General features: G+C 69.2%; 22 protein-coding genes. 10 read left to right on the top strand and 12 right to left on the bottom strand.

The window, feature by feature from the left end; all coding sequences use genetic code 11:
• Window positions 1-23: 23 nt before the first annotated feature.
• The 6 genes from gyrB to dnaA all read right to left on the bottom strand — a co-directional run bounded on the left by gyrB (window position 24) and on the right by dnaA (window position 9,643).
• The gene (gene gyrB, locus ACIGYR_RS27610) at window positions 24-2,093 is read right to left on the bottom strand and encodes a DNA topoisomerase (ATP-hydrolyzing) subunit B (RefSeq protein ID WP_391845979.1); all 2,070 of its coding nucleotides are present in this window, start codon (window positions 2,091-2,093) and stop codon (window positions 24-26) included.
• A 373-nt stretch (window positions 2,094-2,466) separates the two neighbouring features.
• Window positions 2,467-3,033 carry a DUF721 domain-containing protein gene (locus ACIGYR_RS27605; RefSeq protein ID WP_399603669.1) on the bottom strand — a complete coding sequence of 189 codons (567 nt, stop codon included), beginning with the start codon at window positions 3,031-3,033 and terminating at the stop codon, window positions 2,467-2,469.
• On the bottom strand, window positions 3,030-4,187 hold the full coding sequence (recF, locus tag ACIGYR_RS27600) for a DNA replication/repair protein RecF (RefSeq protein WP_399603671.1): 1,158 nt from the start codon (window positions 4,185-4,187) through the stop codon (window positions 3,030-3,032). The genes ACIGYR_RS27605 and recF overlap by 4 nt, the downstream gene beginning before the upstream one ends.
• Window positions 4,188-4,233: 46 nt before the next feature.
• Complete coding sequence (gene gnd / locus ACIGYR_RS27595; RefSeq protein ID WP_391845973.1) at window positions 4,234-5,109, bottom strand: phosphogluconate dehydrogenase (NAD(+)-dependent, decarboxylating); 876 nt, start codon at window positions 5,107-5,109, stop codon at window positions 4,234-4,236.
• A gap of 220 nt (window positions 5,110-5,329) precedes the next feature.
• On the bottom strand, window positions 5,330-6,460 hold the full coding sequence (gene dnaN / locus ACIGYR_RS27590; RefSeq protein ID WP_391845971.1) for a DNA polymerase III subunit beta: 1,131 nt from the start codon (window positions 6,458-6,460) through the stop codon (window positions 5,330-5,332).
• Window positions 6,461-7,582: 1,122 nt separating this feature from the next.
• Entirely contained in the window at window positions 7,583-9,643 is a 2,061-nt protein-coding gene (gene dnaA / locus ACIGYR_RS27585; protein WP_399603675.1) for a chromosomal replication initiator protein DnaA, read from the bottom strand.
• A gap of 395 nt (window positions 9,644-10,038) precedes the next feature.
• Between dnaA and rpmH the strand changes: the two genes are divergently transcribed.
• The 9 genes from rpmH (at window position 10,039) to ACIGYR_RS27540 (ending at window position 16,919) form a co-directional block, all read left to right on the top strand.
• Window positions 10,039-10,176 carry a 50S ribosomal protein L34 gene (gene rpmH / locus ACIGYR_RS27580; protein WP_005482975.1) on the top strand — a complete coding sequence of 46 codons (138 nt, stop codon included), beginning with the start codon at window positions 10,039-10,041 and terminating at the stop codon, window positions 10,174-10,176.
• Window positions 10,177-10,196: 20 nt separating this feature from the next.
• The gene (gene rnpA, locus ACIGYR_RS27575; RefSeq protein ID WP_391845967.1) at window positions 10,197-10,568 is read left to right on the top strand and encodes a ribonuclease P protein component; all 372 of its coding nucleotides are present in this window, start codon (window positions 10,197-10,199) and stop codon (window positions 10,566-10,568) included.
• Window positions 10,565-10,930, top strand: coding sequence for a membrane protein insertion efficiency factor YidD (gene yidD / locus ACIGYR_RS27570; protein ID WP_391845965.1), 366 nt, complete (start codon window positions 10,565-10,567; stop codon window positions 10,928-10,930). The genes rnpA and yidD overlap by 4 nt, the downstream gene beginning before the upstream one ends.
• Window positions 10,931-10,933: 3 nt before the next feature.
• On the top strand, window positions 10,934-12,217 hold the full coding sequence (gene yidC, locus ACIGYR_RS27565) for a membrane protein insertase YidC (RefSeq protein ID WP_399603680.1): 1,284 nt from the start codon (window positions 10,934-10,936) through the stop codon (window positions 12,215-12,217).
• Window positions 12,218-12,232: 15 nt separating this feature from the next.
• Window positions 12,233-12,745 carry a protein jag gene (locus ACIGYR_RS27560; protein WP_391845961.1) on the top strand — a complete coding sequence of 171 codons (513 nt, stop codon included), beginning with the start codon at window positions 12,233-12,235 and terminating at the stop codon, window positions 12,743-12,745.
• 116 nt (window positions 12,746-12,861) lie between these two features.
• Entirely contained in the window at window positions 12,862-13,578 is a 717-nt protein-coding gene (rsmG, locus tag ACIGYR_RS27555) for a 16S rRNA (guanine(527)-N(7))-methyltransferase RsmG (RefSeq protein ID WP_391845959.1), read from the top strand.
• A 369-nt stretch (window positions 13,579-13,947) separates the two neighbouring features.
• Window positions 13,948-15,021, top strand: coding sequence for a ParA family protein (locus ACIGYR_RS27550; protein ID WP_391846287.1), 1,074 nt, complete (start codon window positions 13,948-13,950; stop codon window positions 15,019-15,021).
• Window positions 15,018-16,118: a ParB/RepB/Spo0J family partition protein gene (locus ACIGYR_RS27545; protein WP_391845958.1), complete on the top strand. Its 1,101-nt coding sequence runs from the start codon at window positions 15,018-15,020 to the stop codon at window positions 16,116-16,118. Before ACIGYR_RS27550 ends, ACIGYR_RS27545 begins: the two co-directional genes overlap by 4 nt.
• 183 nt (window positions 16,119-16,301) lie before the next feature.
• Window positions 16,302-16,919: a GNAT family N-acetyltransferase gene (locus ACIGYR_RS27540; RefSeq protein WP_391845956.1), complete on the top strand. Its 618-nt coding sequence runs from the start codon at window positions 16,302-16,304 to the stop codon at window positions 16,917-16,919.
• Between the two features lie 50 nt (window positions 16,920-16,969).
• Here the strand turns inward: ACIGYR_RS27540 and trxA are convergent, their stop codons facing one another.
• From trxA to ACIGYR_RS27525, 3 genes are all read right to left on the bottom strand, one after another.
• Window positions 16,970-17,302: a thioredoxin gene (gene trxA, locus ACIGYR_RS27535; RefSeq protein ID WP_391845954.1), complete on the bottom strand. Its 333-nt coding sequence runs from the start codon at window positions 17,300-17,302 to the stop codon at window positions 16,970-16,972.
• A gap of 47 nt (window positions 17,303-17,349) precedes the next feature.
• On the bottom strand, window positions 17,350-18,318 hold the full coding sequence (gene trxB / locus ACIGYR_RS27530) for a thioredoxin-disulfide reductase (protein ID WP_391845952.1): 969 nt from the start codon (window positions 18,316-18,318) through the stop codon (window positions 17,350-17,352).
• 213 nt (window positions 18,319-18,531) lie between these two features.
• Complete coding sequence (locus ACIGYR_RS27525; protein WP_399603685.1) at window positions 18,532-18,984, bottom strand: hypothetical protein; 453 nt, start codon at window positions 18,982-18,984, stop codon at window positions 18,532-18,534.
• A 153-nt stretch (window positions 18,985-19,137) separates the two neighbouring features.
• Between ACIGYR_RS27525 and ACIGYR_RS27520 the strand changes: the two genes are divergently transcribed.
• Window positions 19,138-19,275 carry a hypothetical protein gene (locus ACIGYR_RS27520; protein WP_399603687.1) on the top strand — a complete coding sequence of 46 codons (138 nt, stop codon included), beginning with the start codon at window positions 19,138-19,140 and terminating at the stop codon, window positions 19,273-19,275.
• A 137-nt stretch (window positions 19,276-19,412) separates the two neighbouring features.
• Here the strand turns inward: ACIGYR_RS27520 and sigM are convergent, their stop codons facing one another.
• The 3 genes from sigM to murJ all read right to left on the bottom strand — a co-directional run bounded on the left by sigM (window position 19,413) and on the right by murJ (window position 24,391).
• Window positions 19,413-20,138: an RNA polymerase sigma factor SigM gene (sigM, locus tag ACIGYR_RS27515; protein WP_391845948.1), complete on the bottom strand. Its 726-nt coding sequence runs from the start codon at window positions 20,136-20,138 to the stop codon at window positions 19,413-19,415.
• A 28-nt stretch (window positions 20,139-20,166) separates the two neighbouring features.
• On the bottom strand, window positions 20,167-21,888 hold the full coding sequence (locus ACIGYR_RS27510) for a protein kinase family protein (RefSeq protein WP_399603690.1): 1,722 nt from the start codon (window positions 21,886-21,888) through the stop codon (window positions 20,167-20,169).
• 118 nt (window positions 21,889-22,006) lie between these two features.
• A complete protein-coding gene (gene murJ / locus ACIGYR_RS27505) occupies window positions 22,007-24,391 on the bottom strand; it encodes a murein biosynthesis integral membrane protein MurJ (RefSeq protein ID WP_399603693.1) in 2,385 nt (794 codons plus the stop codon).
• Between the last annotated feature and the right edge of the window lie 4 nt (window positions 24,392-24,395).

Below are 24,395 nucleotides of genomic sequence, written 5' to 3'. Positions count from 1 at the left end.
TGAAGCGGTCAGCTGAGACCGACTCAGATGTCGAGGAAGCGGACGTCCTTGGCGTTGCGCTGGATGAACTGGCGGCGGGCCTCGACGTCCTCGCCCATCAGGACCGAGAACAGGTCGTCGGCCTGGGCGGCGTCGTCGAGGGTGACCTGGCCGAGGACGCGGTGCTCCTGGTCCATCGTGGTGACGCGCAGCTCCTCGGCGTTCATCTCGCCGAGACCCTTGAAGCGCTGGATCGAGTCCTCGCGCACGCGCTTGCCGCGCTGGCGGCCCATCTCGATCAGTGCGTCGCGCTCGCGGTCCGAGTAGGCGTACTCCACGTCGTCGCGGCCCCACTTGATCTTGTACAGCGGGGGGCGGGACAGGTACACGTGCCCGGCCTCGACCAGCGGCCGCATGAAGCGGAACAGGAAGGTCAGCAGCAGGGTGCTAATGTGCTGGCCGTCGACGTCGGCGTCCGCCATCAGGATGATCTTGTGATAGCGGAGCTTCTCGATGTCGAAGTCCTCGTGCACACCCGTGCCGAAGGCCGAGATCAGCGCCTGGATCTCCTGGTTCTGCAGGATCTTGTCGATCCGGGCCTTCTCGACGTTCAGGATCTTGCCGCGGATCGGGAGGATCGCCTGGTACTGCGGGTTACGGCCGGACTTGGCCGAGCCGCCCGCGGAGTCACCCTCGACGATGAAGATCTCGCACTTGGTGGGGTCGTTCGACTGGCAGTCGGACAGCTTGCCCGGCAGGGACGCCGACTCCAGCAGGCCCTTGCGACGGGTCAGGTCGCGGGCCTTGCGGGCCGCCACGCGCGCGGTGGCCGCCTGGATGCCCTTGCGGACGATGTCCGCGGCCTCGACGGGGTTGCGGTCCAGCCAGTCGTTGAGGTGTTCGTAGACCGCCTTCTGCACGAAGGTCTTGGCCTCCGTGTTGCCCAGCTTGGTCTTCGTCTGGCCCTCGAACTGCGGCTCGCTCAGCTTGACCGAGATGATCGCGGTCAGACCCTCACGGATGTCGTCACCGGTGAGGTTGTCGTCCTTCTCGCGCAGCAGCTTCTTGTCGCGCGCGTACTTGTTGATCAGGCTGGTGAGGGCCGCGCGGAAGCCCTCCTCGTGCGTACCGCCCTCATGCGTGTGGATGATGTTGGCGAAGGAGTACACGCCCTCGCTGTAGCCGCTGTTCCACTGCATGGCGACCTCGAGGGACAGGCTCTTTTCCTTGTCCTCGCCCTCCAGCGACACGACGGTGGGGTGGACCGCCTCTCCCTTGCGGGAGTTGAGGTACTTCACGAAGTCGACGATGCCGCCCTCGTAGTGGTACGTGACGGTCTTGACCTCGGCCTTCTCGTCCGCACCCGCCTCGTCCGCGCCGGCGACCGCCTTCGCCGACTCACGCTCGTCGGTGAGCTTGATCGTCAGGCCCTTGTTGAGGAACGCCATCTCCTGGAAACGCCGGGACAGCGTCTCGAAGGAGTACTCGGTGGTCTCGAAGATCTCCGAGTCGGCCCAGAAGGTCACCGAGGTGCCGGTCTCCTCGATCGCCTCGTGCTTGGCCAGCGGAGCCGTGGGGACGCCCATCTTGTAGTCCTGCGTCCAGCGGTGTCCGTCGGTCCTGACCTCGACGGAGACCTTGGACGAAAGGGCGTTCACGACGGAGACACCCACACCGTGCAGACCGCCGGAGACGGCGTACCCGCCGCCGCCGAACTTGCCGCCCGCGTGCAGCACCGTCAGCACGACCTCAAGGGCCGGCTTGCCCTCGGAGGGGACGATGCCCACCGGGATGCCACGGCCGTTGTCGACGACGCGCACGCCGCCGTCGGCGAGGATCGTCACGTCGATGGTGTCCGCGTAGCCCGCCAGCGCCTCGTCGACCGAGTTGTCGACGACCTCGTACACCAGGTGGTGCAGACCGCGCTCGCCCGTGGAGCCGATGTACATGCCGGGCCGCTTGCGGACCGCGTCCAGCCCTTCGAGCACGGTGATGGCGCTGGCGTCGTAGGACGCCAAGGCCGTGGCCTCGGCGTTCACGCCGGCGTCGGTGGACGGGATGTTCTCGTTGTGGTTGCCGGAATCGGCCACGAAGCGCCCTTTCTGGCACAGCACGAGCCGGGCTCGTCGGCAGGTTGCCGGAGCGGCTGCGGCATGTTGCGTTGGTAAGCCTTGATCAGCGTTGCTCAGCTTTTCCCGGGCGGTCCCCACATTGGGGCGGGATTGTCTTCCAGTCTACCGGTAGCACTGACATCGATGGGGGTTTGCGGGCACCTGAGCCCCCATGTGCCGCCCTCAACCGGTCTCGGCCGGGTCCCGATATACGGATGGGGGCTCCAAGGGGCTCACGGCGGCACTCAGCGCTTCGAGCCGTCAACCCTTGGCTACTGGGGGGTCAGAAGGCGGTCCGAGCGCGCTCCGCGGGAGATCGACACCGGCGTAAGCAGGCACGACGGCACACCACGACGACCTGGCGACGTGAGGTACGTCACCCGTACGTATCGCCGGGTCCGATGCTCCCCGGAGCCCGCAGGGGGCCGTAGCGGCGGGCCTGGCCGCCCGGGTTGAGCACCTTGATCATCCGCACGCTGCCGTGCCCGAGATCCTGGTTGAGCCGGGCCACCAGCGCCGGCGCGAGGACGCGCAGCTGGGTCGCCCAGGCCGTCGAGTCGCACTGGACGGTGAGCACCCGCTCGTCCTCGTCGTAGCGCTGCGGCACACAGTGCTTGGCCAGGTCCTCGCCGACGATCTCCGGCCAGCGGCCCATCACCCCGCCCACCGCCGCGGGCGTCTCCCAGCCGCGCTCGTTGATCAGCCGGTTGATCGCCGCGCCCAGCGCCATCGGATCGCGCCCGTCGGCGCGCGCCCCGGAGCGCAGACCACCGCCCCGCCGCGCCTGCTTCTTCTGCCGCGCGGCGTCCCCACGCGCGCGTGCCTGTTCCTTCGCGGCGCGCAACGCCACGCGCGCGAGGTCGACACCGGAGGGCTCCTGGCCGCCCCGGACGTCGTCCGGGGCCTTCCTACCGGCGTCCGCGGCGGGTTCCTCGGTGCTCATACGCGTTCCACCGTCCCGTCGGCCACCGCGTACCGGGCACCGGCCAGCACCTCGGGTACGTCGTCGTCCACGGCGGCGGTGACCAGCACCTGCTCGCCGGGCGCGACCAGCTCCGCCAGCCGTTCCCGCCGACGGGCGTCCAGCTCGGCGAAGACATCGTCCAGGATCAGCACCGGCTCGTTGCCCTCGGCGCGCAGCAGGTCGTACGAGGCCAGCCGCAGGGCGAGGGCGTAGGACCAGGACTCGCCGTGCGAGGCGTACCCCTTGGCGGGCAGCTGACCGAGTTTGAGGGCCAGATCGTCACGGTGGGGGCCCACGAGGGTGACGCCCCGCTCGATCTCCTGCTTGCGCGCCTCCGACAGCGCGGCCATGAGCTGGGCGTACAGGTCCTCGCGCGTGTGGGCCTCACCGGGCGCGGACGGCTTGTACTCCAGCGCGACCGGACCACCGCCGGGGGCCAGCTGCTCGTACGCCTTGTCGGCCAGCGGCTGCAACGCGGCGATGAGGTCCATCCGCTGGGCGAGCAGCTCCGCACCCGCGCGCGCGAGGTGCTGGTCCCACACGTCGAGGGTGGAGAGGTCCGTCCCCGGGCTCGCATCCGCCCGCCCGGGAGGCGCCCCCCTCCGACCGCCGTGCCGGCGCGCGAGCGCGGCCGTCTTCAGCAGGGTGTTGCGCTGCTTGAGCACCCGCTCGTAGTCGGAGCGGACGCCCGACATCCGCGGGGACCGGGCGGTGATCAGCTCGTCCAGGAACCGCCGCCGCTCCCCGGGATCCCCCTTCACCAGGGCGAGGTCCTCGGGCGCGAACAGCACGGTCCGTACGATCCCCAGCACGTCCCGCGGCCTGACCTGCGAGGACCGGTTGATGCGGGCGCGGTTGGCCCGGCCCGGGTTCAGCTCCAGCTCGACCAGCTGCTGCCGGTCGCCCTGGCGGACCTGCGCCCGCACGACGGCGCGCTCGGCGCCCATGCGGACGAGGGGGGCGTCGGAGGCGACCCGGTGGCTGCCGAGCGTGGCCAGATAGCCGACCGCCTCCACGAGGTTGGTCTTGCCCTGCCCGTTGGGGCCGACGAAAGCGGTGACGCCCGGGTCGAGCGGAACCTCGGCCCGGACGTACGAGCGGAAGTCGGCCAGCGAAAGATGCGTGACGTGCATGGTCGTCCCGCCGACCTCCCTGCTTCTCTCCGGCCCGCTGACGGGCCTACTTCTTCTCTACGGCGTGTCCGCCGAACTGGTTGCGCAGCGCGGCGATCATCTTCATCTGCGGCGAGTCCTCCTGCCGGGACGCGAACCGCGCGAACAGCGACGCGGTGATCGCCGGCAGCGGCACCGCGTTGTCGATCGCGGCCTCCACAGTCCAGCGTCCCTCACCGGAGTCCTGTGCATAACCGCGCAGGCCACCCAGGTGCTCGTCCTCGTCGAGCGCGTTGACCGCGAGGTCCAGCAGCCAGGACCGGATGACGGTGCCCTCCTGCCAGGAGCGGAAGACCTCGCGGACGTTCTCCACGGAGTCGACCTTCTCCAGCAGCTCCCAGCCCTCGGCGTAGGCCTGCATCATGGCGTACTCGATGCCGTTGTGGACCATCTTCGCGAAGTGGCCCGCGCCCACCTTGCCCGCGTGCACCGCGCCGAAGTCGCCCTCCGGCTTGAGCGCGTCGAAGACCGGCTGCACCTTGGCGACGTTCTCGGCGTCGCCGCCGTACATCAGCGCGTACCCGTTCTCCAGGCCCCAGACGCCGCCGGAGACACCGCAGTCGACGAAGCCTATGCCCTTGGCAGCCAGCTCCTCGGCGTGCTTCTCGTCGTCCGTCCAGCGGGAGTTGCCGCCGTCCACGACCACGTCACCGGGCTCCAGCAGCTCGGCGAGCTGGTCGATGGTCGACTGGGTGGGCCCGCCGGCCGGGACCATCACCCAGACCACCCGCGGGCCGCTGAGCTTGCCCACAAGCTCTTCCAGGCTGTGGACATCAGCGAGGTCCGCGTTGCGGTCGTATCCGATGACGGTGTGGCCCGCGCGGCGGATCCGCTCGCGCATGTTGCCGCCCATCTTGCCGAGGCCGACGAGACCGAGCTCCATCAGTTGTGTTCCTTAGGTCGCTGTGTGGCGTGAGAGGCACCTGAGGTGCCGGGCCGAGCCTAGACCCGGACACTCATGCACAGCTGTGGGCATACGCGCTCATGCGTTACCCCTCTGACCTGCGGCTTCCCGACGTATCGCCCGTGCGGCCACTTCGCCCAGCCATGAGTGCCGGACACCCACGAGGACCCCCGGCACTTGTGCACAGCTGTGGACGACGTCAGCCGCTGAGCCGCACCGGCATGATCAGGTACTTGTACGCGTCGTCCGCCTCGGCGTCCACCGCCGGCTTCCCGCTGAGCAGCGCCGGCTTCGTGGACGTGGTGAACGACAGCTGCGCCACCGGCGAGTCGATCGCGCTCAGACCGTCCAGCAGGAACGTCGGGTTGAAGGCGATCGAGATGTCGTCGCCCTCCAGCTGGGCGTCGACCCTTTCCACAGCCTGTGCGTCGTCGCTGGAGCCGGCCTCCAGGATCAGCACACCCTGCTCGAAGCTCAGCCGCACCGGGGTGTTCCGCTCGGCGACCAGGGCCACGCGCTTGACCGCCTCCACGAACGGCGCGGTCTCGATCACGGCGACCGAGTTGAACTCGGTCGGGAACAGCGTCCGGTACTTCGGCAGGTCGCCCTCGAGCAGGCGCGTGGTCGTACGCCGGCCCGCGCCCTCGAAACCGATCAGGCCCTCGCCCGCGCCGGAGCCGGAGAGCGCCAGGATGACGCTGTCCCCGCTCGTCAGGGCCTTGGCGGTGTCCTGGAGCGTCTTGGCGGGCACCAGGGCGACCGCGGAGACGTCCGGGTTCTCCGGCTTCCACAGGAACTCGCGGACCGCGAAGCGGTAGCGGTCGGTGGAGGCCAGGGTGACCGTGTCGCCCTCGATCTCGATGCGCACACCGGTCAGCACCGGGAGCGTGTCGTCACGGCCGGCGGCGATGGCCACCTGGGAGACGGCGGCGGCGAAGACCTCGCCGGGGACGGTGCCGGTGGCGTTCGGCATCTGCGGCAGCGACGGGTACTCCTCCACAGGCAGGGTGTGGAGGGTGAAGCGCGAGGAGCCGCAGACCACGGTCGCCCGTACACCGTCTGTGGAAATCTCCACCGGGCGGTTGGGGAGGGCGCGCGAGATGTCGGCGAGCAGCCGGCCCGAGACGAGGACGGTGCCCTCCTCCTCGACCTCCGCCTCGACGTTCACCCGGGCGGAGACCTCGTAGTCGAAGCTCGACAGGCTCAGCTGGCCGTCTTCGGCCTTCAGCAGCAGGCCGGCGAGGACAGGCGCCGGCGGACGGGCCGGGAGGCTGCGTGCTGCCCACGCCACTGCCTCCGCGAGTACGTCGCGTTCCACCCGGATCTTCACCGTAAGCCGCCTCCTGCTGTTGCTACTGAGTCCTCCGACTCGGTGTCACCGCCCACTGGGACGGGAAGGACACCGGGGACCAGTCTGACGCACGGCACTGACAGTAGGTGCCCGTCGGGGTCAAGTCGGTCCGGGGGGCAGCCGGACGCGAGACGGCGAGTTGTGCACAGGCCCCGCTTCCAAACGATTGCCGAACTCTCTCTAGTCGGGAGTAGTAGTAGGGCCTGTGGATACCGTGGATAACCACGTTTGCCCAGCTCAGCGCGGGTTTTTTATCCACTGACCCTGTGCATGGAGGCGGTGGAAAACCGGGGCTGTCTGTGGAGAACAGAAAGTTCTGCACATGGCGCCCACAGGGGGAGGGCAGTTCTCCCCAGCTGTGTCCCCAGGAATACCCACGTTTCCCACACCCCAACCCGGCAGCTTCCTGTGACGCCTTTCACTCGACACGGTGATCGGGGGCGCCGGGTTGCCGAACAGTGGACAGCCATGTGGAGAAGCCGGGGATCGCTGGGGACAACCGCCCCCAGCCTGTGGGCCACCGGTGGACAACTCCGTGCACGGGTGGTGGGCCCTCTGGTTTTCCACAGCCTGTGGAGATCGTTCGTCCACGATTCCACAGCCCCTTGAGCTGGGCGGACGCCGCAGGGCTAGCTTCCCTGTGGACGCAGTTCGGGACAACTCCGCAGTCCCCAGGATGTGGAAGGAAGAAAGTCACCGAATCTGTGGAGAGTGGCCGTAACCCGGCAAGTAATCGAACACCGGATGACCGGGGAGGAACGGTCCACAGCCCGGTGCACGGCGCCTCGGACGTCGGTGCGCGGCGCCTTGGACGGCGGTGCAGGGTGCCTGGGACGCCGGTGCACCAGGTCTCGGACACCGGCGCATGACGCCTTGGGACGCCGGGGGACGGCACCGGGCGACGGCACCAGGAGGCCGAGGGACGGCTGCCGACCCCGGTGCGCGAGATGCTCCGGACGCCCGGGGAACGGCCCCCCGGACGGGCACCCGCCCGCCCGGAGAACGGCCCCCGGACGGGCACCCGCAGGTCCCGCGGAACGCCGGAGGGCGCCCCGGGATGCGTTCCCCGGGGCGCCCTCCGACGCCGTCCTATGGCCGCTCTCAGCCGTTCTTGATGCGGTTGGTCAGCTCGGTGACCTGGTTGTAGATCGAGCGCCGCTCCGCCATGAGCGCGCGGATCTTGCGGTCGGCGTGCATGACGGTCGTGTGGTCACGGCCGCCGAACTGCGCGCCGATCTTCGGCAGCGACAGATCCGTCAGCTCACGGCACAGGTACATCGCGATCTGCCGGGCGGTGACCAGCGCGCGGCCGCGCGAGGTGCCGCACAGGTCCTCCACCGTCAGCCCGAAGTAGTCCGCGGTGGCCGCCATGATCGCCGTGGCCGTGATCTCCGGCGCGCTGTCCTCGCCGCCGGGGATCAGGTCCTTCAGCACGATCTCCGTCAGGCCCAGGTCCACCGGCTGCCGGTTGAGCGAGGCGAACGCCGTCACCCGGATCAGCGCGCCCTCCAGTTCACGGATGTTCCGCGAGATCCGGGAGGCGATGAACTCCAGCACCTCCGGCGGGGCGTTCAGCTGCTCCTGTACCGCCTTCTTGCGCAGGATCGCGATCCGCGTCTCCAGCTCCGGCGGCTGGACATCGGTGATCAGACCCCACTCGAAACGGTTCCGCAGCCGGTCCTCCAGCGTCACCAGCTGCTTGGGCGGCCGGTCGCTGGAGAGCACGATCTGCTTGTTGGCGTTGTGGAGCGTGTTGAACGTGTGGAAGAACTCCTCCTGCGTCGACTCCTTGTCCGCCAGGAACTGGATGTCGTCGACGAGCAGGATGTCCATCTCGCGGTAACGCTTGCGGAAGCTGTCGCCCTTGCCGTCGCGGATGGAGTTGATGAACTCGTTGGTGAACTCCTCCGAGCTCACGTACCGCACGCGCGTGCCCGGATAGAGGCTGCGCGCGTAGTGCCCGATCGCGTGCAGCAGATGCGTCTTGCCGAGCCCCGACTCCCCGTAGATGAACAGGGGGTTGTACGCCTTCGCCGGCGCCTCGGCGACCGCGACCGCCGCCGCGTGCGCGAACCGGTTGGACGCGCCGATGACGAACGTGTCGAACAGGTACTTGGGGTTCAGCCGCGCCGTCGGCTCGCCGGGACCGCTCGCCGGGGCCGGCTGCGCGGCCAGCGGACCGGGGGCACCCGCCGAGGGGCCGTCCGGCCGGCCGTGGCCGCCGCGGTGCGCCGGCGGCTCGGGCAGCTCACGGCGGACGGGGTCGCGCTGGTCGTACTCGGTCCGCGAGGAGTCGTACTCGGGACGCGGCGATTCGTAGTCCGCGCGCGGCGAGTGGTGGTCCGGACGCGGGGAGTCGTAGTCCGGGCGCGGTGAGTCGTACTCGCCGCGCTGCTGCTCGTACGACGGTCGCTCCGGGCTCTGCGGCCGGTAGTCCTGGGACGGCGAGCCGTACGCGTCCGCGCCGGAGCCGTAGCCGTCCTGGGACGACGGGGAGGCGTAGGGGTCGCGCTCGGGGAAACCGAGCCGGGGCTGCTGCCAGCTGTACTCGTCCTGCCCGGGGCGCGGCCAGGCGCCGGGCTCGGGCCGCTGGTACTCGGACGGGTAGGCCGGGCGGGCGGTGGGGAGCTGGTCCGGGCGGGAGGACGGGAGCTGCTCGGAGCGCGGCTCGGTGCCCGGCAGCTGGTCGGCCCCGCGGTGGTCGCCGCCGCGGTGGTCGCCCCCACGGTGCTCGGCCCCGCGGTGGTCGCCGCCGCGGTGGTCGCCGCCACGGTGGTCGGGGGCGCGGTGGCGGCCGTAGCCCTCGTACGGGCCGGAGGGCAGTTCCGGCTCCTCGTAGCGCGGCTTCGGTGTCTGCTGCGCGGGAGGCGCCGCCGGCGGTTCGCCCGCCGAGTCGTCCACGGTGATCGCGATCCGGATGGGACGGCCGCACTCGCGGCTCAGGGTCTCGCTGACGATCGGCGCGAGACGGCCCTCCAGCACACCCTTGGCGAATTCGTTCGGTACGGCGAGCAGAGCGGTGTCCGCGACCAGCGCGAGCGGCTGGCAGCGCCGGATCCAGTGCTCGTCCTTGCCCTCCACACCCTGGCCGCGGCCCTCCCCGAGGAGTTGCTCCAGTACTCGCGGCCACACTGCGGCAAGATCGGCAGGTACGTCAGCCACAGGGCACGCTCTCTCACAGGTCCCACGAACGTGTGGTTCAGGGACGGGTCGGGTTGAAATCCGGGTGGGTGGGCGGGGCGGTCCCGCTCGGGCGGGGACAAGGGAACGAATCGGAGTTCAGCCACGGTAGTCAGCGCGGCCGGTACGGTTCAAGTTGTTGTCCCCAGCCTGTGGACAGTGTCTCTCGGCGACCGCCGGTTTGACCGGATGGCGTAGCCCCGCGTACCGTAACCAGGTCGAGTTGTCGATGGCTGCTGCCGCCTGCCTCCGATGGGCACAGATCACGTCAGGTGATCGGGAAGCGGTGCACTCGGGCGTGAAGCGAGCTACTCGTGGGCGCACGGTGACAGCCAGGACGGCACCCCGCCACTACCGATTCTTTCTGGAGCCCCCGAGTGAGCAAGCGCACCTTCCAGCCGAACAACCGTCGCCGCGCGAAGACCCACGGCTTCCGCCTGCGGATGCGCACCCGTGCCGGCCGCGCGATTCTCGCGAACCGCCGCAGCAAGGGTCGCGCCAGCCTGTCCGCCTGATCTGATCAGGTCATGACGTCGTGCTGCCTACCGAGCATCGGCTGAGGCGGCGCGAAGACTTCGCGACCGCGGTACGACGAGGTCGTCGGGCAGGCCGTCCGACCCTCGTCGTCCACCTTCGTAGCGGTGCCACGGACCCGCACGCGCCTGGGGAGAGCGCTCCCCCGACGCGTGCGGGTTTCGTCGTGAGCAAGGCCGTGGGTGGTGCGGTCGTGCGCAACAAAGTGAAGCGCAGACTGCGCCATCTGATGCGTGACCGAGTCGCCCTCTTTCCCCCCGGTAGCCTGGTAGTCGTACGAGCGCTGCCCGGATCGGGCGACGCCGACCACGCACAGCTGGCCCGAGACCTGGACGCCGCCGTTCAGCGGCTACTGGGAGGGGGCGCGCGATGAAGTACCCGCTGCTGGCTCTGATCAAGCTGTACCAGTGGACGATCAGTCCGCTGCTGGGGCCGGTGTGCAAGTACTACCCGTCGTGCTCCCATTACGGCTACACGGCCATCGACCGGCACGGTGCGCTCAAGGGCACGGCACTCACCGCCTGGCGCATCCTCCGGTGCAATCCGTGGTCGCTGGGCGGTGTGGACCATGTCCCGCCGCGCAAGCGCCCGCGGTGGCACGAAACGCTGCGCAACGCCTTGCGCGCACGCAGGGGCGGGTCCTCCGCCGCCGAACCGGCCACCGAAGCGAAGCCTGTTTCCGAGTCTCCTTCGAGTCCGGCCGCAGAGACCTCGTCCCATGCCCAAGGAGCATGATTAGTGGACACGATTGCCAGCTTCTTCAGCTTCATCACGACACCCGTTTCATGGGTCATCGTCCAGTTCCACGCGGTGTACGGCGCCATCTTCGGCCCTAACACCGGGTGGGCCTGGGGCCTGGCCATCGTGTCCCTGGTGATCCTGATCCGCATCTGCCTGATCCCGCTCTTCGTGAAGCAGATCAAGGCGACCCGGGCCATGCAGACGCTCCAGCCCGAGATGAAGAAGATCCAGGAGCGCTACAAGAACGACAAGCAGCGTCAGTCCGAAGAGATGATGAAGCTGTACAAGGACTCGGGTACCAACCCGCTCTCCTCGTGCCTTCCCATCCTGGCGCAGTCCCCCTTCTTCTTCGCCCTGTACCACGTGCTCAACGGCATCGCCTCGGGCAAGAAGATCGGTGTCATCAACGACTCGCTGCTGGAGAGTGCCCGTCAGGCGCACATCTTCGGGGCCCCGCTCGCCGCGAAGTTCAAGGACGGCGCCGACACGATCCACGCACTGGGTGCCTCGGTCACCGATGTGCGCGTCGTGACCGTGATCATGATCGTCATGATGTCGGCGTCGCAGTTCTACACGCAGCGCCAGCTGATGACGAAGAACGTCGACACCACCGTGAAGACGCCGTTCATGCAGCAGCAGAAGATGCTGATGTACGTCTTCCCCATCATGTTCGCCGTCTTCGGTATCAACTTCCCGGTCGGTGTCCTCGTCTACTGGCTGACCACCAACGTGTGGACCATGGGCCAGCAGATGTACGTCATCCGCAACAACCCGACGCCGGGTTCCAAGGCCCAGGCCGCCTACCTGGAGCGCCTGGCCAAGCACGTCACGCACCACGGCAAGGTGCGTCGCCGGAGCGAGAAGACCATCGTCAAGGCGATCGTCACCAAGGGCCGCGACCGCAACGAGTTCGAGCGCAAGTTCGTCAACGCGCTGAACAAGGCCGGTCTCGTCGCCCAGGCCGACGGCACCGTGACGAAGAGCGCGGCCCAGGCCGCGGTGCAGGCCGAGGACGGCGCCGTCACCGGCACCACCGCGGCCACGGCAGCCGCCGCCGCCCGCCGCCAGCAGCCCAAGCGCCAGAGCAAGTCCCAGCGTCAGTCCGGCGGGACCAAGCAGGCGGGCGACTCCCTGTCGTTGGAGAAGTCCGACGAGCCGCAGGACGCCCCGCCCACGGCTGCCAAGCAGCCCCAGAAGCCCGGCTCCGGCACCCGCAGCAAGGCCCAGTCCGGGCAGCGCAAGGGTGGCCCGCAGCGGCCCAAGTCCCCGTCCAAGAAGTAAGAAGGAGTCCATCCCGTGACGGAAGGCACCACCTCCGCCGCTGCCGAGGGTGCAGACACCCTCACCCGCCTGGAGCAGGAGGGTGAGATCGCGGCGGACTACCTGGAGGGTCTGCTGGACATCGCCGACCTCGACGGCGACATCGACATGGACGTCGAGGCAGACCGCGCCTCCGTGTCGATCATCAGCGACTCCGGCACCCGCGACCTGCAGAAGCTCGTCGGCCGGGACGGCGAGGTGCTGGAGGCGCTGCAGGAGCTGACGCGCCTCGCGGTGCACCGGGAGACCGGCGACCGCAGCCGGCTGATGCTGGACATCGCGGAGTTCCGGGCCCAGAAGCGGTCCGAGCTGTCCGAGCTGGGTGCCAAGGCCGCCGCCGAGGTGAAGAGCACCGGCGAGCCTGTGAAGATGAAGCCGATGACCCCGTTCGAGCGCAAGGTCGTGCACGACGCGGTCAAGGCCGCAGGGCTGCGCAGCGAGTCCGAGGGCGAGGAGCCCCAGCGGTTCGTCGTCGTGCTGCCCGCCTGATCGGCCCCACGTTCCACCGGCCCCGTCTGTAGCGCAGGCGGGGCCGAACTTTGTCAGCCTGGTAGTTCTGGTGGCCGGTGCGCGAAGCGCCGGCGCTGTACGGAAGGACGGTCCCCGTGACGGAGGCAGCGGAGCTTCCCCCCGCGCCCGAGCAGGCGCGGGAAGTGTTTGGTGATCGCTTCGCCGATGCGGTCCGCTATGCGGAACTGCTCGCCGAGGCGGGCGTGCAGCGTGGCCTGATCGGCCCGCGGGAGGTGCCCCGCCTGTGGGAGCGGCACCTGCTGAACTGCGCGGTGCTCTCCGAAGCCGTCCCGGAGGGAGTGACGGTCTGCGACGTGGGCTCCGGTGCCGGACTGCCGGGCATCCCACTGGCCCTGGTCCGCGACGACCTGAACATCACCCTGCTGGAGCCCCTGCTGCGGCGCACCACCTTCCTCACCGAGGTCGTCGAGCTGCTCGGCCTGGACCATGTGACCGTGGTACGCGGCCGTGCCGAGGAGGTCCTGGGCAAGCTGCCGCCCGTCCATGTGGTGACGGCCCGGGCCGTGGCCCCGCTGGACCGTCTCGCCGCCTGGGGCATTCCGCTGCTGCGTCCCTACGGCGAGATGCTCGCGCTCAAGGGCGACACGGCCGAGGAGGAGCTGAAGGCCGCGACCACGGCTCTCAGCAAGCTCGGCGCGGTCGCGACGTCCATCCTGCATGTGGGCGAGGGTGTGGTCGATCCGCTGTCCACCGTGGTGCGGGTCGAGGTCGGGGAGAGTCCGGGCGGTGTACGTTTCGCCGCGAAGCGCGCCAAGGCGGCTCGTACCGGTCGCGTCCGGCGCCGTCGGTGAGCTGAAGGATGAGCAGTCAGGGCGGCGGCGAGTCTCAGAACGGGCAGCCTCGGGACGGGCATCGCTGATCCGTCCTGACGACGAGACGTACTCCACACAAGCTGCCAAACCTACGCAAGCCGGAGTGTCGCAAAGGTCAGGCCGCAGCCGCTGTGCATCGTGTTTCACGTGAAACGTCGCTCACTGCTGCACGGCATCATCAGTCGCGGCCGCGCTGCGGCCGAACCCCGCGACCGGAAGCCTCTCGGTTCACTCGCAGAGGCTCCCGATTCCCCGGCGTCTCCGTCCCTCTCCAGGGGTACGGAGTTGTCCACAGAGGTGGATTTCTCCACAGAACACCAGGCCTCACTGGTTCACGACCCCGAAGACATGGGAGGCTCTGTTCATTGCGAGCCTGAAGTCGAGGAGAGTGAATCCTTGCGGTCCGACGCCAACATCGCGGGACCGATGACCGATCCGGTCCCCGGTCCCCGTACCGAGTCGATGGGGGCGGATGTTTCACGTGAAACACCGCCTCCGATGGACGACACTCCCATCGGTCGTGCGGCCCAACTGGCGGTGGAGGCTCTCGGCCGCGCCGGCGAAGGTCTGCCGCGGCCGGAACAGACCCGAGTCATCGTGGTCGCCAATCAGAAGGGCGGTGTGGGCAAGACGACGACGACCGTCAACCTTGCCGCTTCGCTGGCTCTGCATGGTGGCCGCGTCCTGGTGATCGACCTCGACCCACAGGGCAACGCGTCCACTGCGCTCGGGATCGACCACCACGCCGAAGTCCCATCCATCTACGACGTGTTGGTGGAGAGCAGGCCACTGGCCGAGGTGGTCCAGCCCGTCCCCGATGTCGAGGGCCTCTTCTGCGCCCCCGCCACCATCGATCTGGCTGGTGCGGAGATCGAGCTGGTGTCCCTGGTGGCCCGGGAGAGCCGGCTTCAGCGGGCCATCCAGGCGTACGAGCAGCCGTTGGACTACATCCTCATCGACTGCCCGCCCTCGCTCGGACTGCTGACGGTCAACGCGCTCGTCGCGGGCGCCGAGGTACTCATCCCCATCCAGTGCGAGTACTACGCCCTGGAGGGCCTCGGGCAGCTTCTGCGCAACGTCGACCTGGTACGGGGACACCTCAACCCCGACCTGCATGTGTCGACCATTCTGCTCACCATGTACGACGGCCGGACGCGCCTTGCCTCCCAGGTCGCGGAAGAGGTGCGCACCCACTTCGGCGACGAGGTGCTGCGGACGAGCATTCCTCGCTCGGTCCGCATCTCGGAGGCGCCGAGTTACGGGCAGACGGTGCTGACTTACGATCCAGGATCGAGCGGTGCCCTCTCGTATCTTGAGGCGGCCCGAGAAATCGCGCTGAGGGGCGTTGGCGTCAGCTACGACGCGAGCCAGGCCCACATCGGCGCTCAGAACAACCCGAACATGGTGGAGGGGATCCAGTGAGCGATCGACGGAGGGGTCTGGGCCGTGGTCTCGGCGCACTGATCCCCGCTGCCCCGACCGAGAAGACCGTGGCCCCGGCGGCGATGGGGGGCGGAGCGTCCACATCCCCCGCGGCCGTTCCGGTGCTGACGACCGACCGCGGAGTAGCCGCGGCCAAGGTGGCCGCACTGCCGGCCATGGCTCAGGAAACCGAGGCGCTCCCGGCGAGCCCGGCCGTCGAGGTGCCCGCGCCCCCGATGGGCGCCCACTTCGCCGAGATCCCCCTGGACGCCATTACGCCGAACCCGCGCCAGCCGCGGGAGATCTTCGACGAGGATGCGCTCCAGGAGCTGGTCACCTCCATCCAGGAGGTCGGTCTCCTTCAGCCCGTCGTGGTGCGGCAGCTGGGCCCCGCCCGCTATGAGCTGATCATGGGCGAGCGCCGCTGGCGTGCCTGCCGCGAGGCTGGTCTGGACGCCATCCCGGCCATCGTGCGGGCCACGGACGACGAGAAGCTCCTCCTGGACGCACTACTCGAGAACCTGCACCGCGCGCAGCTGAACCCGATCGAAGAGGCCGCCGCCTACGACCAGCTGCTGAAGGACTTCAACTGCACGCACGACCAGCTGGCCGACCGCATCGGGCGTTCCCGCCCACAGGTCTCCAACACTCTGCGTCTGCTGAAGCTGTCCCCGACCGTCCAGAAGCGGGTGGCCGCCGGGGTGCTCTCGGCCGGCCACGCCCGGGCGCTGCTGGCCGTCGAGGACTCTGAGGAGCAGGACCGGCTGGCCCACCGGATCGTGGCCGAGGGGCTGTCGGTGCGGTCCGTGGAAGAGATCGTGACGCTGATGGGTTCGAGGCCCCAGAAGGCGTCACGCTCCCGGGGACCACGGGCCGGTTCCGTGCCCTCCCCGGCGCTCAACGAGTTGGCCACACGGCTCTCGGACCGCTTCGAGACGCGGGTGAAGGTCGAGCTGGGCCAGAAGAAGGGCAAGATCACCGTCGAGTTCGCCTCCGCGGACGATCTCGAAAGGATCCTCAGTACGCTCGCCCCGGGCGAGAGGCTGGCTCTCCAGAAGAGCCTTCGGGAGAGCGACGGCGAGGAGACGCACGACTGATCCTCGGGCGATGCCGCCCGGTGGTGCAGTGGAGCGGGCCGTGTCCGGTGTGTACCGGACACGGCCCGCTCTTTGCTTTGAGGCGGTATCGAGTGAATCCCATCGTGGATACGATGCGATCAGGTATGGCACATCCACCGCCGTTCGTGATGCGGCCGGCGAAGGAAGCGAGGATCAGCCTTCATGGGGCGTCGGCTCGTGCCGCTCACTCTGGACAACCTTCAGGACCTTCCCCACCGCTGTCGCTCCTGCGTCTTCTGGGAGTTGGATCCCGTCAGCGGTGAAGCAGCGCTGAAGGCGGGCACAGCCGCGACGGAGAAGGAAGCGTGGATCTCCGCCGTCCTGCTGGACTGGGGGTCGTGCGGCCGAGTGGTGTACGTCGACGACGTTCCGGCAGGTTTCGTCCTCTACGCCCCGCCGGCTTATGTGCCGCGTTCGACGGCCTTCCCCACGAGCCCCGTGTCGCCGGACGCCGTCCAGCTGATGACGGCGTTCGTCATGCCCGGCTATCAGGGGCAGGGGCTTGGCCGTGTGCTGGTGCAGGCGATCGCCAAGGATCTGCTGCGCCGGGGCTTCAAGGCGATCGAGGCGTTCGGTGACGCCCGCTGGGAGCAGCCCGCCTGTCTGCTGCCTGCCGACCATCTGCTGGCGGTGGGATTCAAGACGGTCCGGCAGCATCCCACGCATCCCCGCCTGCGGCTGGAGCTGCGGTCCACGCTCTCCTGGAAGGAAGACGTGGAGATGGCACTCGACCGGCTTCTGGGTGCAGTCCAGAAGGAACCTGCACTCCGGCCGCTATAGCGAATGGGCCAACCCGAGAAGGTTGGCCCATTCGTGTTTCACGTGAAACGTCACGCGGTGATGAACTCATCGAGGTCGCGGAGGAGAGCGGCCTTGGGCTTGGCGCCGACGATGGTCTTGGCGACCTCGCCGCCCTGGTAGACGTTCAGGGTCGGGATGGACATGACGCCGTACTTGGCGGCCGTGCCGGGGTTCTCGTCGATGTTGAGCTTGACGATCTCGATCTTGTCGCCGTACTCGGCGGCAATCGCCTCCAGGGACGGGGCGATCTGGCGGCACGGGCCGCACCAGGCCGCCCAGAAGTCCACCAGAACGGGCTTGTCGTTCTTGAGGACGTCCTGATCGAAGGAGTCGTCGGTCACAGTCTTCAGGGTGCCGGCCACGAGGGGCTCCTTACCTTGGTCGTGCGGTGGGGCGGGGAAGGGGAAGGTCAGACGGCGGTCTTCTCGGGCTCCGCCTGCTCCTCGTCCGCGAGGGCGGCGAGGAAACGCTCGGCGTCCAGAGCCGCGGAGCAGCCGGTACCAGCCGCGGTGATCGCCTGGCGGTAGGTGTGGTCGACCACGTCACCGGCGGCGAACACACCGGTCAGATTGGTGCGGGTGGACGGAGAGGCGACCTTCAGGTAGCCCTCCTCGTCCAGGTCCAGCTGGCCCTTGAACAGCTCGGTGCGCGGGTCGTGGCCGATCGCGATGAACAGACCCGTCACGGGCAGGTCGGACAGCTCACCGGTCTTGACGTTGCGCAGCTTCAGACCGGAGAGCTTCTGGTCGCCCTGTACCTCGGCGATCTCGCTGTCCCAGACGAACTTGATCTTCGGGTCGCCGAAGGCGCGCTCCTGCATCGCCTTGGAGGCACGCAGGGTGTCCCGGCGGTGGACGATCGTCACCGACCTGGCGAACCGCGACAGGAAGGTGGCCTCCTCCATCGCGGTGTCGCCACCGCCGATCACGGCGATGTCCTGGTCCTTGAAGAAGAACCCGTCACAGGTGGCGCACCAGGAGACACCGCGGCCCGAGAGCGCGTCCTCGTTCGGCAGGCCCAGCTTGCGGTGCTGCGAGCCGGTGGTGACGATGACGGCCTTCGCCCGGTGGACCGTGCCCGCGGTGTCGGTGACCGTCTTGATCTCGCCGGCCAGATCGACGGAGACGATGTCGTCCGGAATCAGCTCGGCGCCGAAGCGTTCGGCCTGGGCGCGCATGTTGTCCATGAGGTCGGGCCCCATGATGCCGTCGCGGAAGCCCGGGAAGTTCTCCACCTCGGTGGTGTTCATCAGCGCACCACCCGCGGTGACAGCGCCTTCGAACACCAGGGGCTTCAGCGACGCACGGGCGGTGTAGAGCGCCGCCGTGTAGCCTGCGGGCCCGGAGCCGATGATGATCACGTTACGGACGTCGCTCACGGCTTGATTCCTCGTCTCTGGTCTGCATCAGTCGACCGGCGGGAGTCCCTTTCGGGACTCTCACCCCACCCAACGGATCCTACGGGGCGCGCATTCCCGGTGTGTCCGGGCACACGTATGCGTCGAGCCGAACACCCAGGCGTGGGTGACGTGACAGGCCGTGAACTCGCTACTGGTGACTTGTCATCGTGGACACCCTCGGCCGAGTCCGTTTCAGGGGCGGGGATAGGACTCTTTCACGAGGACGGTGCCCGAGGCCGTGGGAGGTTGACGGACACAGGCTGCGTCGACGACATAAGCCGTGACCCGGGCGCTGTCGTGGGGATCGGGCACGACGACGAGGTAGGCGCTCTTCCCGGCGTAGCTGCCCACCTTCGCGGCCAGAGCGCGGTCACTGCGGGGGACGGCCCGACGGACACAGTCGGGCACCGAGACCTCGGTCTGAATCAGTGTGTTGGCGTTCTCCGTGGCCCCAGGCGTGTCCTGGCCGGAGGCGGTGCCGGAGCGCGGTCGCTGACCGGTGTCTCCACGTGTGGTGCCCTTGCCCGAAGCCAGCAGGTCCCGCACCTGGTGCTGGACGCTGGCACCGGAGAAGGCGCTGCTGGACGGGCTCGGCTTGCTGTGAGCCGTCGTGGTCGATGACCCACTGCCGAGTGACTGGGCCACCAGGGCCCCCGCTCCTAGTACGGCCGCCGTCAGAACACTTCCGAGAACGACCGTCCTGCGCCGGCTGCGTCCGCTCTTCTTCCGCCCCGGCCCAGCTGCCCCCTGTGGGCGCCCGGCAGGGCGAGAGACCGTAGCCGGTGTTTCACGTGAAACATGACCGGTGATGTCACCACCGGAGCCGCTGAGTGGCGCCTCGGCGGCCAAAGCGGCATCGATGCGATCGGCCACGTCGGCGGGCATGGCATCCGCTTCCGCAGCGGATCCCAGCAGAGCCCGGATCTCCTCGAGTGAGGCATGGACGTCCGCGCACAGCTCGCACGAGTCGAGGTGCTGTCGTATGTCCCTGCTGCGGTCCGTGGAGAGAAGGCCCTCGGTGAGGCCGGAGATCTCCTCGACGTCCGGGTGTCCGGCCGTGTCTGTCGTGGAAGTCACGCTCGCCCACCTCCGCCCTTTACTACGACTGAATCGCTCGGTCCGGTGTTCTCGGCGCCTTCGCCCGGAGACCCCGTTGCGGGTGGGACGGATGTCCCCTCCACCCGGTTCCGTCCGGCGCCGGGTTCTTTTCCTCTTCCGGAACCTTCTGGCCGTAGATGGACGACAAGAGGAAGCAGGCGGGCCCTGCCACGGGCGCACCGGCTCTTCACCGTGCCGGTCGGTACATCGAGGATCCGAGCGGCCTCGGCCACGGGATAGCCCTGCATGTCCACGAGGACCAGGGCGGCCCGCTGGTCGTGCGGGAGGGTGCCGAGCGCTTCGAGGAGCTGGCGGTGCACATCGTTGCGCTCGGCCGGGGCCGAGGCCGACTCATGCGGTTCGAGGAGCTGCTCCAGCCGTTCCGTGTCGTCGACCGGTGAGGTCTTCCGGGAGGCCGCCTTGCGGGCCCGGTCCAGGCAGGCGTTCACCGTGATCCGGTGCAGCCACGTGGTGACGGCCGACTGACCCCGGAAGGTATGGGCGGCCCGGTAGGCGGACACCAGGGCGTCCTGGACCGCGTCGGCGGCCTCCTCGCGGTCCCCCAGCGTCCGCAGCGCGACCGCCCAGAGACGATCCCTGTGCCGCCGCACGATCTCACTGAAGGCATGCGGGTCGCCTTCCACGTGGCGAGCGAGCAGATCCTTGTCGCTCACGCCGTCGTATCCGACGCCCTCCGCCATCTGCCCCCCTCCGGTCCGGGTTGAGATGTCAGCCCGTGAACTTCACTTCACCGATGCCCTGCTTCCAGCCGGCACTGGCGTACAGGGTGGGGTCGTACCCCGAGTTCGGCACGGCCGTCAGCCAGACGAGGACGTACTGCGTCTTGACCGACTTGGTGACCTTCACCGTGGCTGTGGTCCCCGTCGTCGTGACGCTGCCGATCTTGTCCATCGAGTCCAGCGACGCCGGCGTCAGCGAGTCCGCAGCGTACAGCTCGACCGTCGTGTGATCACCGCCGTAGCGAAGATCGATGGTCGCCGTACTGAGTGCCTTGGCCGAGCCGAGGTCGTACACGATGCCGACCCCCGGCTTGAAGGGCGCGATCGTCGGGCCCTCGTTGAAGCTCTTGGTCTTCCAGAACGTCGACGCGTTGCCGTCGTAGGTCTTGGGCTCGGCACCGGCGTTCTGGGGGTCACCCTCGGCGACGAACTCCTGACCGTTCTGGATCTTTATCGGCGTCGGCTTCGGCTTCGCGGCGTTCTTGTCACCGTTGTCCGTCGTCTGGCCCTTGTGGGTGTCGTCCGACTTCTTGTCCCGGCCCATCAGGGCGTCCGCCAGCTGCCAGCTGCCCAGACCCAGGGCGGCGATGAGAAGCGCGGACACCGCCCACTTCAGGGCCTTGCCGGTGCGGCTCTGCAACGGGGGCGGCGGGGGCACCATCGGCTGCGTGGCCCCGGGGTGGGACGTCTGGCGGCCGTAGGTGCCCTGCTGGTAGGTCGTGCGCTGGTATTCCGGCGGGGCCGTGAACGCCGGCTCGGGCGGGCGGATGCGCGGCATCTCACCGACCGCCTTCACCAGCTCCTCCGGCGTGGTGCACGGAGCCTCATGCCGGGACGCCGTGGCGCCGTCGTTGACGAGGGCGCGCATGGCCAGCTCGGACAGGCCCCGGTGGACACCGGCCCGCACCTGGTCCGGCGGGATGAGGCCGATGTCCTTGGGTAGGCCGGACAGGCCGTAGGCATCGTTCTCGTACGGCCAGCGCTGGGTCAGCGACGCGTACAGCAGTGCGCCGATGGCCTCGGTGTCGGTGCGCTGAGGGGTGTCGGAGCTGATGCCCCGCAGCGCCGCGTTCACGGCGAGACCGCGGATGCGCCACTGGCCGGTGGAGGCGCGCAGTACGGCGTTCGGGTTCAGCCGCAGATGGGCGAGGCCCTCGCGGTGCGCGGCAGCCATGGCCGAGGCGATCTGGCTGACCATCTGGTAGGCGTCGTGCGGCTCCAGCGGGCCGCCGGCGAGAAGCGTGGACAGTTCGGTGGCGTCGGGCAGCCACTCGTGGACGACGTAGACGAGGTCGTTCTCCTCGACGGCGTCGAGAACCTGGACGAAGCGCGGATCGCCGAGCAGCGCGGAGGAACGGGCGGCGGCAAGGACGGAGCGGGCCCGCGAGTGGTCCGCGGGCAGTACATGGACGCCGACGGCACGACGGAGTTTCTCGTCGACCGCACGCCAACTGCTGAATCCGTCCAGACGGGTGACGCACTCCTCCAGCCGGTAGCGTCTGGCGAGCTTGTGACCGCTGTGCAGTTCCGGAGGAGAGGTCTTCCGTCCGGGACCCTCGGCTCCGCCGCTCCCCTGTGCCTCGTCGCTGTCCGTGTCCCGCTCCGGGTTCTTGGCCACCCCGTCGGCCGTGGACTGGTCCGCCTTGGCGGTCAGCGGATGCTCACCGCTGTTGTCTGCCACGTCGACGGCAGCCGTGCTCCGTTCCGCCACCGTCGTCCCTGCCTCCCCATCCGTTGCACGCTGTCCGACGCCGAAACCAATTGTGCCCACAGTCTGCCGCTATGCACGACACACGGCGGCGGACGATGGTTGTGCGCCTACCCCCGCCTCATCGACCCAGACGCCCGCGCACCATACCCACGAGCGAGTTCAGTTCCTCGATGCGCATCCGGCGGGCGGCGACGAAGAAGACACCGAGCAGGACGGCACCGCCGACCACCAGCGCGGCGAAGGAGCCGAGGAAGCCCTGGCCGAGAGTGTGCCCGATGCCGTAGCAGGCCGCGCCGCTGAGCAGGGCCGCCGGCACCGAGGCGATGCCCAGCCGCGCGTACGTGCGCAGCACCCGGGAGCCGTCCAGGTCCCCGCCCAGCCGCTTACGCAGTCGGCGCCAGGCGACACCGACACCGATGGCGTAGGCGAGGCCGTAGGCGGCGGCCATGCCGACGACCGCCCAGCGGGCCGGCAGCAGGAAGTAGCACAGCGCCGCGGCACCGGCGTTGACCGCGGCCACGATGACCGTGTTGTAGAACGGCGTGCGGGTGTCCTCGTAGGCGTAGAAGGCACGCAGGACGACGTACTGCACCGAGTACGGGATCAGGCCGAGGGCGAAGGCCATCAGCATGTAACCCATGTTGACGGCCGAGCCGGTGCCGGCGGAGCCGAAGACCAGCGTGCACATCGGGATGCCGAGCGCGATGAACCCGAACGCGATGGGCACGATGGCCACCGCGGTGGTGCGCAGACCCTGGGAGATGTCGTCACGGACGGCACCCGAGTCGCCCTCGGCGGCCGAGCGGGAGATCCGCGGCAGCAGGGCGGCCATCAGGGACACGGTGATGATGGCCTGCGGCAGGCCCCAGATCAGCTGGGCGTTGGCGTAGGCGGCGAAGCTGGTGCCCGAGACGCCGGAGTCCTTGCCCGCGGCGATCGACAGCTGGGTCACCACCAGGGCGCCCGCCTGGTTGGCGAGCACGAACAGCACCGTCCACTTGGCGAGCATCGCGGCCTTGCCCAGGCCGTGGCCCCGCCAGTCGAAGCGCAGCCTGATCCGGAAGCCGGTCTCGCGCAGGTAGGGGATCATCGCCAGCGCCTGGACGACCAGGCCCAGCAGCACACCGACGCCGAGCAGCCGCTGGCCCTCCGGCGGGATGGTCTCGACCTTCATGTGGGAATGTGCGGCGGTGCCGTAGACCCAGATGAACATGCCGAGCGTCACGATGATGACGATGTTGTTCAGGACCGGCGTCCACATCATCGCGCCGAACTTCCCGCGCGCGTTGAGGATCTGACCCATCACCACATGGATGCCCATGAAGAAGATCGAGGGCAGGAAGTAGCGGGTGAATGTGACCGCGACCTCGTTCGCCGCCGGGTTGTTGGCCACGGGGTTGGCCAACGCCCGCACCAGCAGCGGCGCGGCGAACATCGCGAGTGCGGTCAGCGCGGCCAAGGCTACCATCACGACGCTGAGCAGCCGGTTCGCGAAGGCCTCGCCGCCGTCCTCGTCCTCCTTCATGGAGCGCACCAGCTGCGGCACGAACACGGAGTTCAGGCCGCCGCCGACGGTGAGGATGTAGATCATCGTCGGCAGCTGGTAGGCCACCTGGAAGGAGTCGGCGAGGAAGCCGAGGCCCAGGGCGGCGGCGATCAGCGCGGAGCGGACGAAACCGGTGAGGCGGGACACCATCGTGCCCGCCGCCATGACGGCGCTGGACTTCAACAGTCCGGTGGCCCGGCCGCCCTTCTTGGCGGGAGCGGCGGCAGCGTCGCCGACGGGCGCCTCCGGCTCGAAGGCTCCGACGGCCCCGACAGGGTCCGCGGCGGCGGCCGGGGCGGACACAGGGGACTGCGCGGGGTACCCCGCGACGGACGGGCCGGCCGGGTACGCGGCGGACGGACCGGCGGGGTACGGGTGGCCCTGCTGCGGCCTCTGCGCTTGTGGCTGCGGGTACTGACCGGCGACGTCGTTCACTGCGCCGGGCGCGGCGGCCGGACCCGCGACGGCCGGGGGATCCATGGGCCCGTGCCCGCCGCTGTGCTGCTGGTCCTTGAAGAGATGCGCGAAGGCGTCCGGCTCGTGGTACTCCTCACCGGAGTGCGAGACCAGGTCGTCCACGCCCACGAACTGGGTCGCGCGCGGGTCCTCGCCGTACGGCAGGTACTGGGTGGCGCCGCCCGGCTCCGGCGCCGGGGTCTGCGCCCACACGCGCGGGTCGGGGGCGTAGGGCGACTGGGCGGGGGGCGCGTACGGCGGCTGCTGCGGGTCGTACGAACCCGGAGGCGGCGGCGGGTGCGCGGCGCGATCGTACAGGGCCTCGGCGACCGGGTCCTGAGCGGCGAGATCGTGCGCCCGGTAGGGGTCCTGCTCGTAGGTGTCCTGGAGATACATGTCCGCCGCGTGCTGCTGCGGCACCTGACCGGGCTCGGGCGGCGGCTCGGGGTAGCCCGAGCCGGCCGCGCCCTGGCCGCTGTCACCGTCGTACGGCGCGTTCATGCTT

The sequence above is a fragment of the Streptomyces sp. NPDC053076 genome (genome assembly GCF_044546845.1).
Lineage (GTDB): Bacteria > Actinomycetota > Actinomycetes > Streptomycetales > Streptomycetaceae > Streptomyces.
Note: the sequence above shows the minus strand (reverse complement) of the source record. Positions and strands in the feature narration are given on the sequence as shown.

What these genes read in the sequence shown, in the direction of transcription:
- ACIGYR_RS27605 (WP_399603669.1), bottom strand. Translation starts at nt 3,033, where the DNA reads ATGAGCACCGAGGAACCCGCCGCGGACGCCGGTAGGAAGGCCCCGGAC.
- recF (WP_399603671.1), bottom strand. Translation starts at nt 4,187, where the DNA reads ATGCACGTCACGCATCTTTCGCTGGCCGACTTCCGCTCGTACGTCCGG.
- gnd (WP_391845973.1), bottom strand. Translation starts at nt 5,109, where the DNA reads ATGGAGCTCGGTCTCGTCGGCCTCGGCAAGATGGGCGGCAACATGCGC.
- yidD (WP_391845965.1), top strand. Translation starts at nt 10,565, where the DNA reads ATGAAGTACCCGCTGCTGGCTCTGATCAAGCTGTACCAGTGGACGATC.
- ACIGYR_RS27550 (WP_391846287.1), top strand. Translation starts at nt 13,948, where the DNA reads ATGGGAGGCTCTGTTCATTGCGAGCCTGAAGTCGAGGAGAGTGAATCC.
- ACIGYR_RS27540 (WP_391845956.1), top strand. Translation starts at nt 16,302, where the DNA reads ATGGGGCGTCGGCTCGTGCCGCTCACTCTGGACAACCTTCAGGACCTT.
- ACIGYR_RS27520 (WP_399603687.1), top strand. Translation starts at nt 19,138, where the DNA reads ATGACCGGTGATGTCACCACCGGAGCCGCTGAGTGGCGCCTCGGCGGC.
- sigM (WP_391845948.1), bottom strand. Translation starts at nt 20,138, where the DNA reads ATGGCGGAGGGCGTCGGATACGACGGCGTGAGCGACAAGGATCTGCTC.
- murJ (WP_399603693.1), bottom strand. Translation starts at nt 24,391, where the DNA reads ATGAACGCGCCGTACGACGGTGACAGCGGCCAGGGCGCGGCCGGCTCG.